This is a genomic window from Planococcus sp. ANT_H30 (assembly GCF_008369335.1).
GTDB classification, from domain to species: domain Bacteria; phylum Bacillota; class Bacilli; order Bacillales_A; family Planococcaceae; genus Planococcus; species Planococcus kocurii.
The window spans coordinates 48,044-64,592 of record NZ_VOBJ01000008.1; the positions used below are offsets into that span (position 1 = coordinate 48,044).

The 16,549-nt window shown below is 42.1% G+C and carries 14 protein-coding genes; 13 read left to right on the forward strand and 1 reads right to left on the reverse strand.

The features are described 5' to 3' along the window. Positions 1-98 precede the first annotated feature (98 nt). A complete protein-coding gene (locus FQ085_RS14605; RefSeq protein WP_149456946.1) occupies positions 99-1,487 on the forward strand; it encodes a sensor histidine kinase in 1,389 nt (462 codons plus the stop codon). Then, positions 1,480-2,154 (forward strand): response regulator transcription factor, encoded by a 675-nt coding sequence (locus FQ085_RS14610; protein ID WP_149456947.1) that lies wholly within the window; start codon positions 1,480-1,482, stop codon positions 2,152-2,154. Before FQ085_RS14605 ends, FQ085_RS14610 begins: the two co-directional genes overlap by 8 nt. Before the next feature lie 64 nt (positions 2,155-2,218). On the opposite strand, the gene FQ085_RS14615 is transcribed toward FQ085_RS14610, so the two are convergent. Continuing rightward, positions 2,219-2,551 carry a four-helix bundle copper-binding protein gene (locus FQ085_RS14615; RefSeq protein ID WP_149457027.1) on the reverse strand — a complete coding sequence of 111 codons (333 nt, stop codon included), beginning with the start codon at positions 2,549-2,551 and terminating at the stop codon, positions 2,219-2,221. A gap of 331 nt (positions 2,552-2,882) precedes the next feature. Here FQ085_RS14615 and FQ085_RS14620 point away from each other — a divergent pair, with 331 nt between their 5' ends. From FQ085_RS14620 to FQ085_RS14670, 11 genes are all read left to right on the forward strand, one after another. After that, positions 2,883-3,170 (forward strand): metal-sensitive transcriptional regulator, encoded by a 288-nt coding sequence (locus FQ085_RS14620; protein WP_142830125.1) that lies wholly within the window; start codon positions 2,883-2,885, stop codon positions 3,168-3,170. Between the two features lie 78 nt (positions 3,171-3,248). Further along, positions 3,249-3,452, forward strand: a complete 204-nt coding sequence (gene copZ / locus FQ085_RS14625) for a copper chaperone CopZ (RefSeq protein ID WP_149456948.1) — start codon at positions 3,249-3,251, stop codon at positions 3,450-3,452. A gap of 100 nt (positions 3,453-3,552) precedes the next feature. Next, positions 3,553-5,970 (forward strand): heavy metal translocating P-type ATPase, encoded by a 2,418-nt coding sequence (locus FQ085_RS14630; RefSeq protein ID WP_149456949.1) that lies wholly within the window; start codon positions 3,553-3,555, stop codon positions 5,968-5,970. A 244-nt stretch (positions 5,971-6,214) separates the two neighbouring features. Continuing rightward, a complete protein-coding gene (locus tag FQ085_RS14635) occupies positions 6,215-8,308 on the forward strand; it encodes a heavy metal translocating P-type ATPase (protein WP_149456950.1) in 2,094 nt (697 codons plus the stop codon). A 74-nt stretch (positions 8,309-8,382) separates the two neighbouring features. After that, a complete protein-coding gene (locus FQ085_RS14640; RefSeq protein ID WP_149456951.1) occupies positions 8,383-8,715 on the forward strand; it encodes a hypothetical protein in 333 nt (110 codons plus the stop codon). Positions 8,716-9,319: 604 nt separating this feature from the next. Beyond that, positions 9,320-10,759, forward strand: a complete 1,440-nt coding sequence (locus FQ085_RS14645) for a murein hydrolase activator EnvC family protein (protein WP_149456952.1) — start codon at positions 9,320-9,322, stop codon at positions 10,757-10,759. 81 nt (positions 10,760-10,840) lie between these two features. Beyond that, a complete protein-coding gene (spoIIP, locus tag FQ085_RS14650; RefSeq protein WP_262499813.1) occupies positions 10,841-11,914 on the forward strand; it encodes a stage II sporulation protein P in 1,074 nt (357 codons plus the stop codon). Between the two features lie 471 nt (positions 11,915-12,385). Further along, positions 12,386-13,477 carry a glycerol dehydrogenase gene (locus tag FQ085_RS14655; RefSeq protein ID WP_149456953.1) on the forward strand — a complete coding sequence of 364 codons (1,092 nt, stop codon included), beginning with the start codon at positions 12,386-12,388 and terminating at the stop codon, positions 13,475-13,477. A 227-nt stretch (positions 13,478-13,704) separates the two neighbouring features. Then, entirely contained in the window at positions 13,705-14,448 is a 744-nt protein-coding gene (locus FQ085_RS14660; protein ID WP_149456954.1) for a Fic family protein, read from the forward strand. Positions 14,449-14,562: 114 nt separating this feature from the next. Beyond that, the gene (gene xerS / locus FQ085_RS14665) at positions 14,563-15,702 is read left to right on the forward strand and encodes a tyrosine recombinase XerS (protein WP_149456955.1); all 1,140 of its coding nucleotides are present in this window, start codon (positions 14,563-14,565) and stop codon (positions 15,700-15,702) included. Positions 15,703-15,823: 121 nt separating this feature from the next. Then, positions 15,824-16,387, forward strand: coding sequence for a DUF4145 domain-containing protein (locus FQ085_RS14670; RefSeq protein WP_149456956.1), 564 nt, complete (start codon positions 15,824-15,826; stop codon positions 16,385-16,387). Positions 16,388-16,549: the final 162 nt, after the last annotated feature.

A 16,549-nucleotide genomic window follows, 5' to 3' on the forward strand; every position in this document is an offset into this window, starting at 1 on the left:
TATGGGCGAATGGAACATCCTGGTGAAACATTTTTATTTGACTAGTTTTTTCAGTGGTTTGCAAATCAATTAACCGATTTGGTCAGAAGGAGGTTGTGATGTTTAATAAACTGTCATTGAAAATCGGTTTGCTGTTTTTTGTCTTTATCGTCATCATTGAATCGATTTTGTTCCTGACTTTGTATTTCACCTTTGTAAATGACCGGGTGGATGAAGTGATGGAGAATTTATTAGCCAGAGGAAATACCCATAGTGAAGTTTTGGAAGACAGTTTCGAACAAACCACATTGAACCATGTCGGCATGATGGAATCAGCATCTGATTTCACTGTAATTATTACGGATGTAGAAGGAAACCGGCTAGTGAATTCTGACTTGATTGAATCTGAAATGGCCGAAGTGCTCAACCATACGGACTTTGATGAAATTCCGACAGATGGAAGAATCGTGGAAGAGCAATGGAAGGAGAAAAAGTACATTGCCACGGACAGTCCGATTACCATCAACGGAGAACACCAAGGACATGTCTTTATGTTTGCGGAAACAAGCCATATTAAACAGATTGTGGATCATTTAACAGAACAGTTCTTAGTAATAGGACTGGTTGCCATCTGTCTGACAATCATCACCATTCTGGTATTGTCCCGATTGATTACACTGCCGTTGATTCGCATGAAGGAAGCGACTGAGCAACTGAGTATAGGAAACAACCACGTCAAACTCAATATGGAACGGAAGGACGAATTGGGTGAGTTGGCAAATGCTATTACTACCTTATCAGACGATCTGGACCGTTTAAAAACGGCGCGGAATGAGTTTTTAGCCAGTATTTCGCATGAACTGCGGACACCGCTTACCTATATCAAAGGGTATGCTGATATTGTGAGCCGATCAACCACTTCCCCGCAAGAACAAAAGGAATATATCGGTATTATCCGGGAAGAGACGACACACTTAACCGGGTTAATCCAGCAATTGTTTGAATTAGCTAAGATGGATCACAACCAGTTCTTGATTAAAAAAGAGAACTTCTCACTGGCCATGCTCTTTAACAGTGTCAGCAGTCTGGTTCGGCCAGCCTTTGATGAAAAAAATATTTCGTTGTTGGTCAGCTGCGATCGGGAAATTGTTGCAGCTATCGATCCAGAACGTTTCCAGCAAGTTCTTCTGAATATATTGGATAATGCTAGAAAGCATTCCGGTAAAGAAACGCAGGTAACCCTTCGAGGGGAGCAAAATGAACAAACGATTAGCATCAGTGTGAGTGATGAAGGAGAAGGTATACCGTCAGAAGATCTGCCTTTCGTGTTTGAACGGTTGTACCGGGTGGAAAAATCAAGGTCTAGACAAAGCGGGGGAAGTGGTTTGGGATTAGCGATTGCCAAAGAGATCGTTGAGTCACACGGGGGATATATTTCCATCAAAAGTGAACGTGGGCAAGGGACGACGGTCCTAATTGAATTAGAGAGGGGGAATTCTCATTTATAAAGTGTTATTAGTGGACGATGAACAACGGATGCTGGATTTAGTTGCGCTGTACCTGAGGCCGCATAATTTTCATTGCAAAAAAGCGCTCGGAGCATCCGAAGCTCTCTCCTATTTGAAAAAAGAAAAAGTTGACATCGTTTTATTAGATGTCATGATGCCCGAAATGGATGGATGGTCGCTTTGCCGAGAAATCAGGAAATTTTCAGATGTCCCAATTATTATGTTGACTGCGCGAGAGCAACAAGAGGATATTATCAAAGGGTTAAAACTGGGGGCGGACGATTACATTACCAAACCTTTTGATGAGGAAGAGCTACTCGCGCGCATGGAAGCTCTGTTGCGGAGAAGAACCCCGGTGAAGTTCATTGAAGTAAACGAATTGCTTTGGGAAGGAGATCGGTTCGAACTTTCATTCAAGAAGGAGCCAATCAAGTTAACCCCGAAAGAATTCGCCATGATAGGGCTCTTAATGGGAAATCCGAACAAGGTTTTTCCGAGGGAACAATTGATTGATTTGATCTGGGGGTTTGATTCAAAAACAGAAGGGAGAACCATCGATTCGCATGTTCGGAACGTAAGAGAAAAAATTCGGCAAACCGGTTTTCCGATTGATGAGCATTTTCTTACAGTCTGGGGTATTGGATATAAGTGGATCAATATGCCATAACTAGTTGTAACAAAAAAAAGCCCACGTACAAAAGAATCTTTTGTACGTGGGCTTTGTTAAAATGTTACGCAATATTTCTGCACGCTTCGGCGCATCTGTGGCACGCTTCGGCGCAACGCTTACAATGTTCGTGATGATCTGCGTGCTTGTCGCATTCGTTGCCGCAAGCTTCACATATTTCTGCGCATACTTGTGCCAATTGTGAGACAAACGGCGAGTTTCTAGTGATTGCATGTTCTAGAAATGCGCAAATATCGGCGCATTCCCGGTCTAATCGAATACACTGTGCCATCATCTTGACATCTTCTTCCTGCAGACAAGCGTCAAAACAGTGATTACATTCCGCTGCGCAATCGTGCAATGCCTGAATAAGTTCTTGATGTTGTTCATGTGCCATTCCTAAAACCTCCATTTTTGTATTTGTGCTTCCTAATTAGAGTTCCCGTTGGTTTTATAATTAAACGATAATTTAGAAACTCCATAGAAACTGCACAACTTCAAGTTCCACCGATGTAGACGCGTTGTTGATTAAAACGGTTAACCATCTAAATTCTTAAATTTTTCTACTTATCAATTGAAAATAGTAAAAGAAAGATCTCTACTGTAAATTAAAGTAACGAAAGAACTGCTGCTTTAGAGTGATATATTGGAAGAATCCGTTACTTTGACGAAAACTCTTAAACAACGTATAATACGGGTATAGGGTATATTCAAGGAGGATTGAACCAATGGAAAAAACGCTAAAGACAACAGTACAACCCAATAAAGAACAACTACTGAATCGGTTGAAACGGATTGAAGGACAAGTTCGCGGTGTTCATCAAATGGTGGAAAACGATCGTTACTGTGTAGACATTCTACACCAAGTAAGCGCCATCCAATCCGCCATGAATAGAGTATCACTCGCTTTACTGGAAGATCATACGCATCACTGTGTAACAAAAGCCATCAAAGAAAACAAAGGCGAAGAAGCAATTAGCGAGCTGATGGATGTTATGAAAACCATGACAAAATAAAATAGTAGAAATACTAGTTGATATACCCTTGAGGGGTATGGTAAGGTTTGACTAATATTACTCGTGGAGGTGAAAAATATGACTGAAACATTGAAAGTACAAGGGATGTCTTGTGGCCACTGCGTGAATGCAGTTGAAACAAGCGTCGGTGAAATCCAAGGTGTCTCGAGTGTAAAAGTGGACCTTGACAAGGGCGAAGTGGCAGTTGCATATGATGAAACCAAAACGTCATTGAATGAAATTCAAGAGGCAATTGAGGAGCAAGGCTATTCCGTTGCCTAACTTTTTTAGCTATCTAGTAATTAGAAGATAAGGTCATACCCCGCGTGTGACCTTTCTTTTTCAATAAGATATACCCCGGCATAGTATGGGAGGGATAAAGATGAAGACCAAAGAAAAAACATTGCAGATCAGCGGCATGACTTGTGCTGCATGTGCGAACCGGATTGAAAAAGGCCTTTCAAAAATCGACGGCGTTGAAAAAGCAAATGTCAATTTTGCATTGGAACGCTCCACAATTGTCTACGATCCGGATAAAACGAATATCCAGGAGTTCAAAGAGAAAGTCGGAAAGCTTGGCTATAATGTGGTCGAAGAGAAAGTAGATTTTGATGTTTCAGGGATGACTTGCGCAGCATGTGCGAACCGGATTGAAAAAAAGGTCAATAAAATGGACGGTATTTCAAGTGCGAACGTCAATTTTGCTTTGGAGAAAATTTCGGTGAGCTATGACGCAAATCAAGTCACGCCTTCGGACATGATGGAAACAGTCAAAAAGCTTGGGTATGAACTTATCCCAAAGCAGGACAGCAAAAATAAGCTGGATCATAAAGAACAGGAAATTCGTTCTCAGACGAGAAAATTTTTACTGTCACTGGTACTAACGCTTCCGTTGGCTTGGACAATGATTAGCCATTTCGAATTTTTGTCTTTTTTATATTTGCCAATGTTTCTTATGAACCCTTGGGTTCAGTTAGCATTTGCAGCCCCGGTGCAATTCATTGTCGGGGCACAGTTCTATAAGGGGGCATTTAATGCACTGAGAAACAGAAGTGCGAATATGGATGTGCTTGTTGCCCTTGGAACAAGTGCCGCATTTTTCTATAGTTTCTTCTTGACGATTGAGTGGACCTTGGCAGGAAGTACAGGAATGGCAGAACTATACTATGAAGCTTCTGCTGTAATCATTACTTTGATTGTACTCGGCAAGCTATTTGAGGCACGGGCAAAAGGAAAAACAAGCCAAGCCATCCAGAAGCTGCTGGGACTGCAGGCAAAAACAGCACGCCTATTGCAAGATGGCATAGAAGTTGAGGTGCCGATTGAGCAAGTGACAGCAGGTGACATTTTACTTGTGAAGCCAGGCGAAAAAATACCGGTTGATGCAAAAGTGCTGGAAGGACAATCGGCAGTGGACGAATCGATGCTAACCGGGGAAAGCATGCCGGTCGATAAAATAAGTGGGGATACAGTCATCGGAGCAACCATCAACAAAAATGGCTCGCTGAAATTGCAGGCTGTGAAAGTTGGCAAAGATACTGCACTCGCTCAAATTGTAAAAGTGGTTGAAGATGCACAGGGTTCTAAAGCTGATATCCAGCGTTTAGCAGATAAAATTTCTGGTATCTTTGTGCCGATCGTTGTCGGAATTGCGGCTGTTACGTTCCTGATCTGGTATTTTGTCGTGTCACCTGGCGATTTCCGCGCAGCACTTATCCCAACCATCTCTATCCTTGTCATTGCTTGTCCATGTGCTCTCGGTCTGGCAACACCGACGTCGATTATGGCTGGCTCCGGTCGGGCTGCAGAAATGGGTTTGCTGTTTAAAGGTGGAGAACACCTGGAAAATACACAATCCATTGACACCATCGTGTTGGATAAAACCGGAACCGTAACAAAAGGAGAGCCAGCACTAACGGATGTTGTGGTTACAGGCGGTTTCCCCGAAGCTGAACTGCTTCAGTTGATTGGTTCAGCAGAAAGTGCTTCGGAACATCCGCTGGCACAAGCCATAGTCAACGGTGCAAAAGAAGCAGGCTATGAGCTTTCGAATCCCACTGAATTTGAAGCATTGCCAGGATACGGCATTCATGCAGTCGTGGATGGCAAAGAACTGCTTGCAGGTACACGGAAACTGTTGACTCAGCATGAAGTTGCGTTTACGGAAGTAGAAACACTTATGGAACAGCTGGAAAGTGAAGGGAAAACCGCGATGCTTGTCGCAGTGAATAAACGAGCAGTCGGTGTTGTGGCAGTGGCAGATACGGTCAAAGAGACATCGAAAGAAGCGGTCAGCCGATTGCAGAAGCTAGGAATCGACGTGATTATGCTGACAGGCGATAATAGCCGCACTGCACAAGCCGTGGCAAAACAGGTGGGCATTACAAACGTCATTTCGGAAGTCCTTCCGGAAGAGAAGAGTGATGAGATTAAGAAACTGCAGGCGCAGGGCAAAAAAGTGGCAATGGTTGGTGATGGGATTAATGACGCACCGGCACTGGCTACTGCGGATATTGGGATGGCTGTCGGAACAGGCACGGATATTGCGATTGAAGCGGCTGATATTACGCTCATGCGCGGCGATCTGAATAGCGCAGCGGATGCAATTATCATGAGCCGAAAAACGATGCGCAACATTAAACAGAATCTATTTTTCGCGTTTATTTATAACACCATCGGTATTCCTATTGCAGCAATTGGCCTTCTTGCTCCTTGGGTAGCAGGAGCTGCAATGGCGTTCAGTTCAGTATCAGTTGTTTTGAATGCCTTGCGCCTACAACGAACAAATTTACTGAAATAAGATAACCCAAACCCTGGTTCTAATTAAATTAACTGGAGTTTGGGCTATTTTTCTGTAGTTTCTCCACAGTTTCTCGAAAAAGATTGTATAAACTGAAAATCAAAGAATTGCCACAGCTGGTTTAGAGTCGTTAGCTGTAACTACCTCGAAATATCCATGCCAAGCCGGTAATTTGGCTATCAATATAGAGAAGATAAGGTTGGTTTAGAAGGATATTGATCATACGATATGAGGAGAGATATTAATGAAGGAAAATCAAAATCAACACAGTTCTCATGAACATTTAGATTCAACTGAACAGGATCATCATCATTCAGAACATCATCACGACGAACCCACGATCCAGGAAGAGAATGCGGATGGGAAATCTGGGGGCCATGACCATCACGGACATCACGGACATGGCGATATGGTGGAAGATTTCAAAAAACGGTTCTTTATTTCATTGATTCTGACGCTTCCGATTCTGGCATTATCCCCGATGATCCAGCATTTCATGGGAGTTGATTGGCGCTTTGACAATGATATGTACCTGTTATTTGGCCTATCGACTATTGTTTTCTTTTATGGGGGATGGCCGTTTCTAACCGGTGGCATCAGGGAGTTGAAAGACAGAAATCCTGGAATGATGACCTTAATCGCTCTGGCCATTACGATTGCTTATGGTTATAGCACCATGGTGGTCTTCGGCTGGGACGGCAATCAGCTGTTCTGGGAACTGGCCACGCTGGTCGTCATCATGTTGCTCGGACATTGGATTGAAATGCGTTCGATCATGGGGGCTTCCAATGCACTTGAACAGCTGATTCAGTTGATGCCAAACGAAGCACATAAATTGGACGACAATAACCAAGTCCAGGATGTGCCGCTATCCGAAATCAAAAATAAAGATCGGTTGCTGGTTAAACCGGGTGAAAAGATTCCGGTAGATGGCTTAATTGTGGAAGGGAAATCCACAGTGGATGAATCCATGCTAACCGGAGAATCCATGCCCATCGACAAAACAGAAGGCGATGATGTCATCGGCGGTTCGGTGAACAAGGAAGGTTCCCTGACTGTGGAAGTGGAGAAAACCGGGCAAGAGTCCTACTTATCGCAAGTGATCAAGATGGTCAAAGAAGCGCAGGAATCCAAATCCAGAACACAGGACTTGACCAATCGTGCAGCCAAATGGCTGTTTTATCTGGCAATAGTCGCTGGTCTTGCAACATTTGCTGCTTGGCTGCTGCTTGGCTACTCATTGGATATAGCGGTTGAACGCATGGTGACGGTCATGGTCATTACATGCCCACATGCATTGGGGTTAGCGGCGCCACTTGTCATGGCAGTTTCAACTTCCATATCGGCAAAAAAAGGTTTATTGATCCGGAATCGGACCGGCTTCGAAGATGCCCGGAATTTGAATGCTGTCGTCTTTGATAAAACAGGAACCTTAACAAAAGGGGAATTCGGCGTCACTAACATTGTGCCAAACGGCGAGTATACAAAAGAAGACGTTTTACGGTTTGCTGCCACTATTGAACAGAATTCGGAACACCCAATTGCGGCGGGCATTGTGAATTCCGCAAAAGAAAAAGGGATTACATTTGGGAGAGTCATCGATTTTGAATCGATTACCGGAAAAGGCATTCAAGGGCAAGTAGATGGTCGGAAAGTTAACGTTGTCAGCCCCGGTTATATGAACAGCAACAAGCTAAGCTACAATCAGCAACAGTTCACTGAACTATCGGAAGAAGGGAAAACGGTCGTATTTGTTTTGGTGGAAGATAAACTTGCTGGAATGGTTGCCCTTGCCGATATGGTTCGTGAAACGGCCAAAGAAGCCGTTACGGCATTGAAGGAACAAGGCATTCATTCCATCATGCTGACAGGCGACAACAAGAAAGTGGCAGACTGGGTAGCAAGACAAGTGGGCATCGACGAAGTCTATGCAGAAGTATTGCCGGATGACAAAGCCAATCAAATCAAGAAAATCAAAGAAAAAGGCTGGAAAGTGGCGATGACCGGAGATGGTGTAAATGATGCACCGGCACTCGCAACAGCCGATCTCGGAATCGCCATCGGGGCTGGGACTGATGTCGCCATGGAAACGGCGGATGTAATACTAGTCCGAAGCAATCCGAACGATGTGGTTGCATTGATGGATTTATCGAAAAAGACCTATCGGAAAATGGTGCAGAATTTATGGTGGGCCACCGGATACAATATTTTCGCGATTCCGCTGGCTGCAGGTGTCTTGGCTCCCTGGGGAATTGTGGTCAGTCCTGCGATTGGCGCCGTATTTATGAGTTTAAGCACCATCATTGTCGCCATCAATGCGAAACTTTTAAAAGCATAAAATTTTGCGTGTAAGAGAATTAGAATTTGACGGAAATTGCATTCAAGATACTAGTTAACTTGAGGAGGGATGAAATGAAAATTCAAATCATATGTGAGAACTGCAGTACAATTGCGGAACTTCTCCCTCGCAGCAAAGATGCAGACGTGGGTATCCGAACAGTAAATCAGAAATTTCTCGTAGGCGTGAGCTGGAAGAACGAGGTTATTGAGAACTTTCAAGAAGATTTCATCGACAAATTGGGCAAAGCCACTTCCAATGAGGAACGAAAAGAAATCTTGGAGGAAGAGATAACGGAAAATACGTTTGCTGAAACCGTCGATTTCGAATTGAGTTTCACCTGCAGGGGATGCGGAGATCGGATTACCTTAAATGACTTTCAATTACTCGATCTTATTGGATTTTAAATGAAGTATAAGAATCGATTAAAATACACCATACAGATGAGTTATCAAGTTTTATCAAAAGTTCTTTCAGAGTTCGACATTAAAGAGCATCTTCAGCTAATACATAGCTGAAGATGCTCTTTTTCATAAGTGGAAGCATGGATGATGCTCGCAAGCACCACTTCTGACAACGTACAGATAGCTGTGTTAAAGCAAATAAAAGAAGATTATAATATGTGGTTATGGCAATTATCAGGACAGGTGGAAGGTTCTTTTAAGAAACAGTCATAGTGGAGGCAGCTATTCTTAACCAACACAAAGTACGTACATTTACCTATTTAACTCAGTCTCGATAGTTTCTCCATAAGTTTCGCTTATTATAAGAAGAGTTTTGAGATGCTATTATTTCTTGCATGTTAGATTGCACTTTTTTAGGAAGGTAAGTTAACCAGGTGAAAAATTGAAGCTACTTTTAAGCTGGTGTGTATTAATAAATAGCAACGAGAACCTTGAAGAAAAAATGATGAGTTACCAAATATAGAGTAGTGATTCTTGACGGTCAGAAAAATCCTGATTTTTAATGGGTAGCAACTAAAGAATGGACATACGGAAGGGGAATATGAAAGTGAATGTGAAATCAAAATGGATGGTGACGGGTGTTTCAACTGTATTAGCCCTCACCATGTACTTGCCAACAACAAATGCAAATACGTTAAGCGAACTTGAAAAAAAGCAGCAGGAAACAGAACAAAAAAAAGGTGAGTTAGATGCTAGAATCAACGAAAAATCAAATGCCATCAGCGAAAATCAAACGAAGTTAACCGGAATCATGACGAAAATCACGGAACTGGATAATAAAATCAAAGAAACTGAATTCAAAATTACTGCAGTTCAAGAAGAAATCGATCAAACGAAAAGTGAAATTGATGAGTTGAAAAAATCAATTGAAGAACTCGAAGAGAAAATTAACGAGCGAACAGAGTTGCTTAAGGAGCGTGCCCGTGCCATTCAAATGAGTGGTGGATCGGTGGATTACATAGATGTCTTGCTTGGTGCTAATAGCTTTATTGATTTTATCGACCGGTTCTCTGCCGTGAATACATTAATTGAAGCAGATCGAGAAATTATGCTGCAACAAGCGCAAGACAAAGAGCTGTTAGCTGAACAGAAAGCCGAAGTGGAAACGAAGCTCACAGCACAAAGAGAACGCCAAACAGAGCTTCAAGAGCTTCAAAATTCACTTGCCTCTCAAAAAAGCGAGCAAAATGGGCTAGTGAAAGAGCTGACAGCGGAACAGAACCGATTAGCCAGTGCAAAATCCGAACTGGAAGATCGGTTTGAAGAAGAAATAGAAATCAGTGTTGATTTGGAACAACAAATCGTGGCTGAGCAAACGCGTCTCGCTGAATTGGCAAGGAAAGCGGAAGAAGAACGCCAACGGAAATTAGCCGCCGAAGAAGAACGTCAGCGTCAAGCAGCGGCTGAAGCCGAAAAACAGCGCCAAGCAACCGCTAAAAAGGAAGCGGAGGCAGAACGTGCGGCGACAGACCGCAAAGCGACAATTGCCTCAAAAAAGACTGACAATACGAGTGCTTCAAGTACATCAAGACCGGCAGAAAAGCCGGCATCCAGTTATACCGCACCTGCTGCTTCAACAAGCTCTCCGTTTATCAGACCGGCAGCAGGCCGGCATACATCCGGATTTGGCGGCCGGGATATCGGGGATGGGGCTGAAACGCATTTAGGCTACGATATTGCTAATGTAACGGACACACCTATCGTGGCAGCTGCAGAAGGTATTGTATCCTATGCGGGTGTAATGGGGGGATATGGAAATGTCGTGATTGTTACTCATTCAATTAATGGACAGACTCACGCGACAGTATACGCACATATGAATTCCATCAACGTCTCGGTCGGTCAGTCTGTTTCACAAGGGCAACAAGTCGGAGGCATGGGGAATACGGGACGTTCTACAGGAACCCATCTGCACTTTGAAGTTCACGTAGGGCCTTGGAACGGTGCACGTTCGAATGCTGTAAATCCAGCCCAGTATATTAGGTGATCCTGTAAACAATCGGCATTTTCTACTATGCCGATTGTTTTTTCTTCTATACAATCTTAATGGAAGCGAGGTCAAATCATATTGCCAAGAACTCAAAAAACTATTAAAAAAGGTAAGAAGAAAATGTCGGCATTAACTGGTTTATACTATTTGGCACTTTTTCTCTCTACTTCTCTACTGGTCGTTGCTTTGGCGTATATCTACTTCAATATAGAAGGAAATGACCGTGAAAATTTTGAGTCGAATGATCTAAAATCTCAAGGAACATCCGATTCGACTTCATCAAGTTTTCACTTTCAACTCCTTAAGCCGCCAGATGGAACCACTGGTTCTTCAAACGGCATTCTCAATTCGGAAGAGGGTACCACATTACATGCGGAGCAATTAACAAGAGATGAATTTCAACCTGCCATGAAAGATCTGTTTAAAGACAGGGATCTTTCTCCAGAGAATGTCGAAGATATATTTGGAAATATAAGTTCCTCAGATAAACTAAACACAGGGCACTCGACTTTCGGTAGAGAGGTCATTTACATTTATCACTCCCACAGCAGAGAAGCTTTTTTACCTTATTTAAAAAAGACAGATCAACCAGAAGAAGCCTATCATTCAAAAGCCAACATTACGTTGGTTGGTGAGATGTTGGGAAAAGCCTTGGAACGAAGGGGTTTAGGGACAACAGTCAATTCTACTGATATCGTTCAAGAATTGGATTCAAGAGAATTAGATTATGGCAGTTCTTACGCTGTTTCGGGAGAACATGTGAGGTCTGCTCAAAAAGAAAACAGTGACTTGGAAATCTTTCTAGATATCCATCGGGATTCATTGCGTAAAGATTCTACCACTATCGAACTGAATGAAGAGGATTATGCAAAGCTGTTATTCGTAGTCGGAACAGGTCACAAGGAATTCGAAAAGAATCTGACATTCACGGAAGATTTACATCAACAGCTTGAAATTGAATATCCGGGATTGTCCAAAGGAATACTTGAAAAAGACAGCAGTCAAGGGAACGGCGTCTACAATCAGAATCTGTCTCCCAACTCAGTCATTGTTGAAATTGGGGGAGTCGATAATACGGTAGAAGAACTTCACCGTACAGTAGAAGCATTGGCCGCAGTGTTAAGCGATTATTATTGGCATGAAAAAAAGTAAATCGGATCTTGAGTTAACATATGAGGAATTATCGGAAGAAGGACAGGATTATACCCTCCTTTTTCTTTTCTTTTGCTTGATAAAGTATCATTTTTTATGGTTATTAATCAGAGTATGGCAAGTTGTTTATATACACAAGCCGGGAATTAACTAGAACCGAAAGATATTTTCACAAGTTCTAAAAAGACTGCTACAGTGCTATTCTATTTTAAATTACCTTTTTAAATTTTGGTAAACAAGAGAATTCTTTTCGATAGATTTTGTGAGTCAAAATGTAAAAATGGCATAACGATTCTATATCTTATAAAAGCATCTATTAAAATAGCAAAAGCCGGCTTCGTTGACAACCAGTCGTGGAAAGCGTTAAGTTTAGCTGGAAGATACTTGGAATTTAAACATTGCAGGAAAAGAATCCAATACATCACTATTCAAAGTAAAAACGATTTTTTCATGAGAAGGGAGCAATTCATAATGCAAAAGAAAATTTTTATTTCCCCCAAAAAATATATTCAAGGTGCTGGTGTTCTAAGTCAGCTTGGCGAAGAAGTTGCTAAAATCGGGGAAACGCCGTTTATTTTATCCGACAGCACGGTTTGGGGAATCACAGGAAACACAGTTGAGGAAAGTTTCAAAGCTTCGAATACTTCATATATTTATGAAGAGTTTACGGGAGAAGCTTCTAATACGGAAATTGATCGTCTTTCTAAAGTAGGGAAAGATAAAAAAGCTGACGTTGTGATCGGGTTAGGCGGAGGAAAAACTATAGACACCGCGAAAGCCGTTGGGGATGCCCTGGGAATTGCTGTCGTGGTTGCTCCTACAACTGCATCTACAGATGCTCCGACAAGCGCACTTTCCGTGATTTATTCCGACGATGGGGTATTTGAGGGCTATAAGTTCTATACCAAAAATCCGGATTTAGTTTTGGTCGATTCAAAAGTGATCGTCAATGCACCAGTGTTTCTCTTGGCTTCGGGCATGGGAGATGCTATGGCCACATTTGTTGAAACCCGAGCTTCATTGAAACGAAATTCAAATACCATGGCGGGTGGAAAGGCTACTCTTGCTGGACAGGCAATTGCTGAAAAAGCTGAAGAAGTACTTTTCGATCAAGGTATTGCTGCATACAAAGCTGCAAAACAAGGGCTGGTCACTCCGCAAGTTGAAGCGATTATCGAAGCAAACACCTTATTATCAGGATTAGGATTCGAAAATGGCGGATTGGCTTCAGCGCACGCTATCCACAATGGCTTTACTGCACTTGAAGGAGAAATTCACAAGTTGACTCATGGCCAAAAGGTAGCCTACGGTGTCTTGACTCAGTTAGTATTGGAAGGTTACGCAGAATCTGACATTCTGCGTTATGCCGACTTCTTTAAAGAAATTGAGTTGCCGACAACTCTGAAAGACCTTCATTTAGAAAATGCGTCATACGAAGACTTACTTAAAATTGGCGAACTGGCTACCGTGGCAGGAGAAACATCGCATAACATGAACCCGGAACTTACACCGGAACAAATTGCAGATGCCATTTTAGCGGTAAATGCAATTACAACTGCTTGAATTTGGTTGAGATAAAGTAAATTTAGATTGAAGCATACCTAAGAAGGAGATAACTCATCAGCATGGGTTATCTTCCTTTCTTCCATTTTATATGTTCGCAAAATACTAATTTAACGAACAAATAGAAAAGGCATATGATAAAATGAAGAGTATCAAGGCATTTAGCATCAAATCTACTTAAATCAAGCAATTTTTCCTTTAATCTTCTGAAAAGCAGGTGTTCCGAAATGAGCTCATTTACTCGCGTCGACGAATTAAAAAAGCAATTAGATCAATACAGACCACTTCCGGCTGCGGCTGTGAAGAACCTCCGCGACGTGTATCGTGTGGAATGGACGTACAATTCGAATGCCATCGAAGGCAATACTTTATCGCTGATTGAAACGAAAGTAGTCATGGAAGATGGCTTAACGATTGGTGGTAAACGGCTGCAGGAACATTTTGAAGTCATCAACCACGCCGAGGCCATTAGCTTTATTGAGGAGCAGGTCACTCAAACCGAACCGTTGGATGAGCGCACGCTAAAAACGATTCATCACTTGATCTTAAAGAATATCGACGATGAAAATGCAGGTAGATATCGTTCCATCAACGTGCGAATCTCCGGTAGCCAGCACGAACCACCGCATTTTCTGCAGGTGGCGAATGAAATGCACGAGCTTTTCGCCTGGTACGAGCATGAAAAAGATCGGCTGCATCCGGTGGAGCTGGCCGCATTGTTTCATTTTAAATTCGTTTATATTCATCCATTCGCAGATGGCAATGGCCGGACCGCGAGGCTACTGATGAACTTGATTCTGATGGGGCATGGCTTCCCTCCTGCTATCGTTAAAGCGGAAGACGCACAGCGCTTAACCTATTACAAAGTGCTGGAAACAGCGAGCGTACAAGGTAATACGCAGCCTTTCGTCGAGTTGATTGCGCAATGTGTGGAAGAAAGTTTAACTACTTATTTAAAAGCGATTCTATAGCAATTAGTTCATTCACTTAGCGATTTTCTAGAAAAAGTACTTACTACCCCTATATGTTCGCTTAAATTACATTTTGCGAACATATAAATAGAAATAAGAAAGGAGTAGCTGATTATGGCACTGACACCCGAAGAACTGCAAGTCCTTCAACGGATTGAAAAACAGCTGAAAGACATGCCGTTCTATGTCGTCGAGTATGTCCGTTCCAAAAAACGTGCCGGACTTTCAGCGGATACGTTGCTGCAGTATCTCTACCGCTATCAGCACTTTTTCCAATGGTTGCTTCGAGAAAGCCTGGCAGAAGCTGCGGATACCGCTTCTATTCCCTATTCCGTATTGGCGGAACTGAAGAAGCAGGACGTGGAGCACTACATTGAATTCCTGAAGGAAGAATCCCTCACCCATGAGAACAACACTGTGAAAAAGCGCGGCAACGCCGTCGTCACGCTCTCCGTCAATGCGTTAAAATCGCTCTTCAACTACCTGACTAAAGAGACGGAAAACGAGGCCGGGGAATCGTATTTCTACCGGAATGTCATGAGCAAGATTGTGCTGCACACGAAAAAAGAGACGGCCAGTCGCCGCGCGCAAAAGATCAGCTCGGTCATCCTGAATGAACATGAAATCCATGATTTCCTCCAGTTCATTGACCTAAATTATGAAACTACGTTGACGAGTGGACTAGCACGTCAGCGGTTTAACCGAGACAAAGAGCGGGATTTGGCGATTCTCTCCCTATTCCTTGGAAGCGGCATCCGTCTTGGGGAAATGGCCCGCATTCTCGTCAAGAAAGTGAACATCAAGAAGCAATTGATTGATATCAAGCGGAAAGGCGCGAAAGAAGATACCGTCCGGGTGATGGACCAAGCGATTCAACACTTAAAAGATTACATAGAGATTCGGGAAGCTCGGTATACCGGATCGAAAGAAGTGCCTTTTCTGTTTGTCACGCTTTACGGAGGGACTGTCCGTCCTCTCTCCCGTCGTGCCATCGAGAATCTGGTGACCAAATACACCGCTGCCTTCGCACAGGGAGAAGGTATGAGCCCGCATAAGCTCCGGCATAGTTTTGCGGCAGACTTTATTCGCAATGGGGGAAACATTGTTCTCCTGCGGGATCAGTTGGGCCACAGCAATATTGAAACCACATCCCTTTATACGAATCTTTCCAACAAGGATAATGAACAGGTATTGACACGCATGGGAGAAAATCGATTAAAGCGGTTAGATTTGGATAAGTATAATTATTATTAGAAAAAGTAAGAATAATTTTGAATTGAAATCAAGTGAAAAACTTTAAAGTGAAATTAGTGAAAAAGCACAAAATTTATTCTTGAAAGAGATGTTTTAATTCGAATTTAAAGGAGAACATAAATTGAACAAACTTGAGTTTATTTCATCAATTATCAACTCTATTGCTTGGCCTATTGCTCTTATTGTTGTAATTCATTTTTTAAAAAAACCGTTGATTAAAATTCTTTCCAACTTAAATAGACTCACTTACAACAACCTGGAAATGGATTTCACCAATAAATTAGAAGAAATTGAAACATCATTAGAAGACACACAATTGCCAGAAAATAATAGCCAGCTCAATAATAAAGACAAAGAAATAATGACAATCGCTCAAATCTCTCCTGCTGCTTCAATTACTATGTCTTGGTCAATGGTTGAAAAAGAGATAATGAATACTATAAAAAGAATTGCAATATCTCCAGACTACCCAGCCTATAAATCGCCACTAAAAAATATTCAACTTCTTAAAGATAACGGAAAGATTGATCTTGATACTCTTAATTCCTTAAATGAATTGAGAGATTTACGTAATAAGGCTGCGCACGGCCATCTTTCGAACGATAGTCTTACATACTTAGAAGCAATGAAGTATCACAATTTATCAAAAAGAGTAATTATTATTCTGAAGGATATTAATAGATAAGTTGAATTATACTTTGATAAACTTTTTATTAAAAGAGAAGAACTTTGATGATGTGTTCTTTTACTTCCAATAATCGGTCATATGTTAACTTTAAATACGAGACTCTAAGTTTAACAATAAGACGTTTTCAAACAAAATAAGCGTCAAACGAGTTTATCTCTT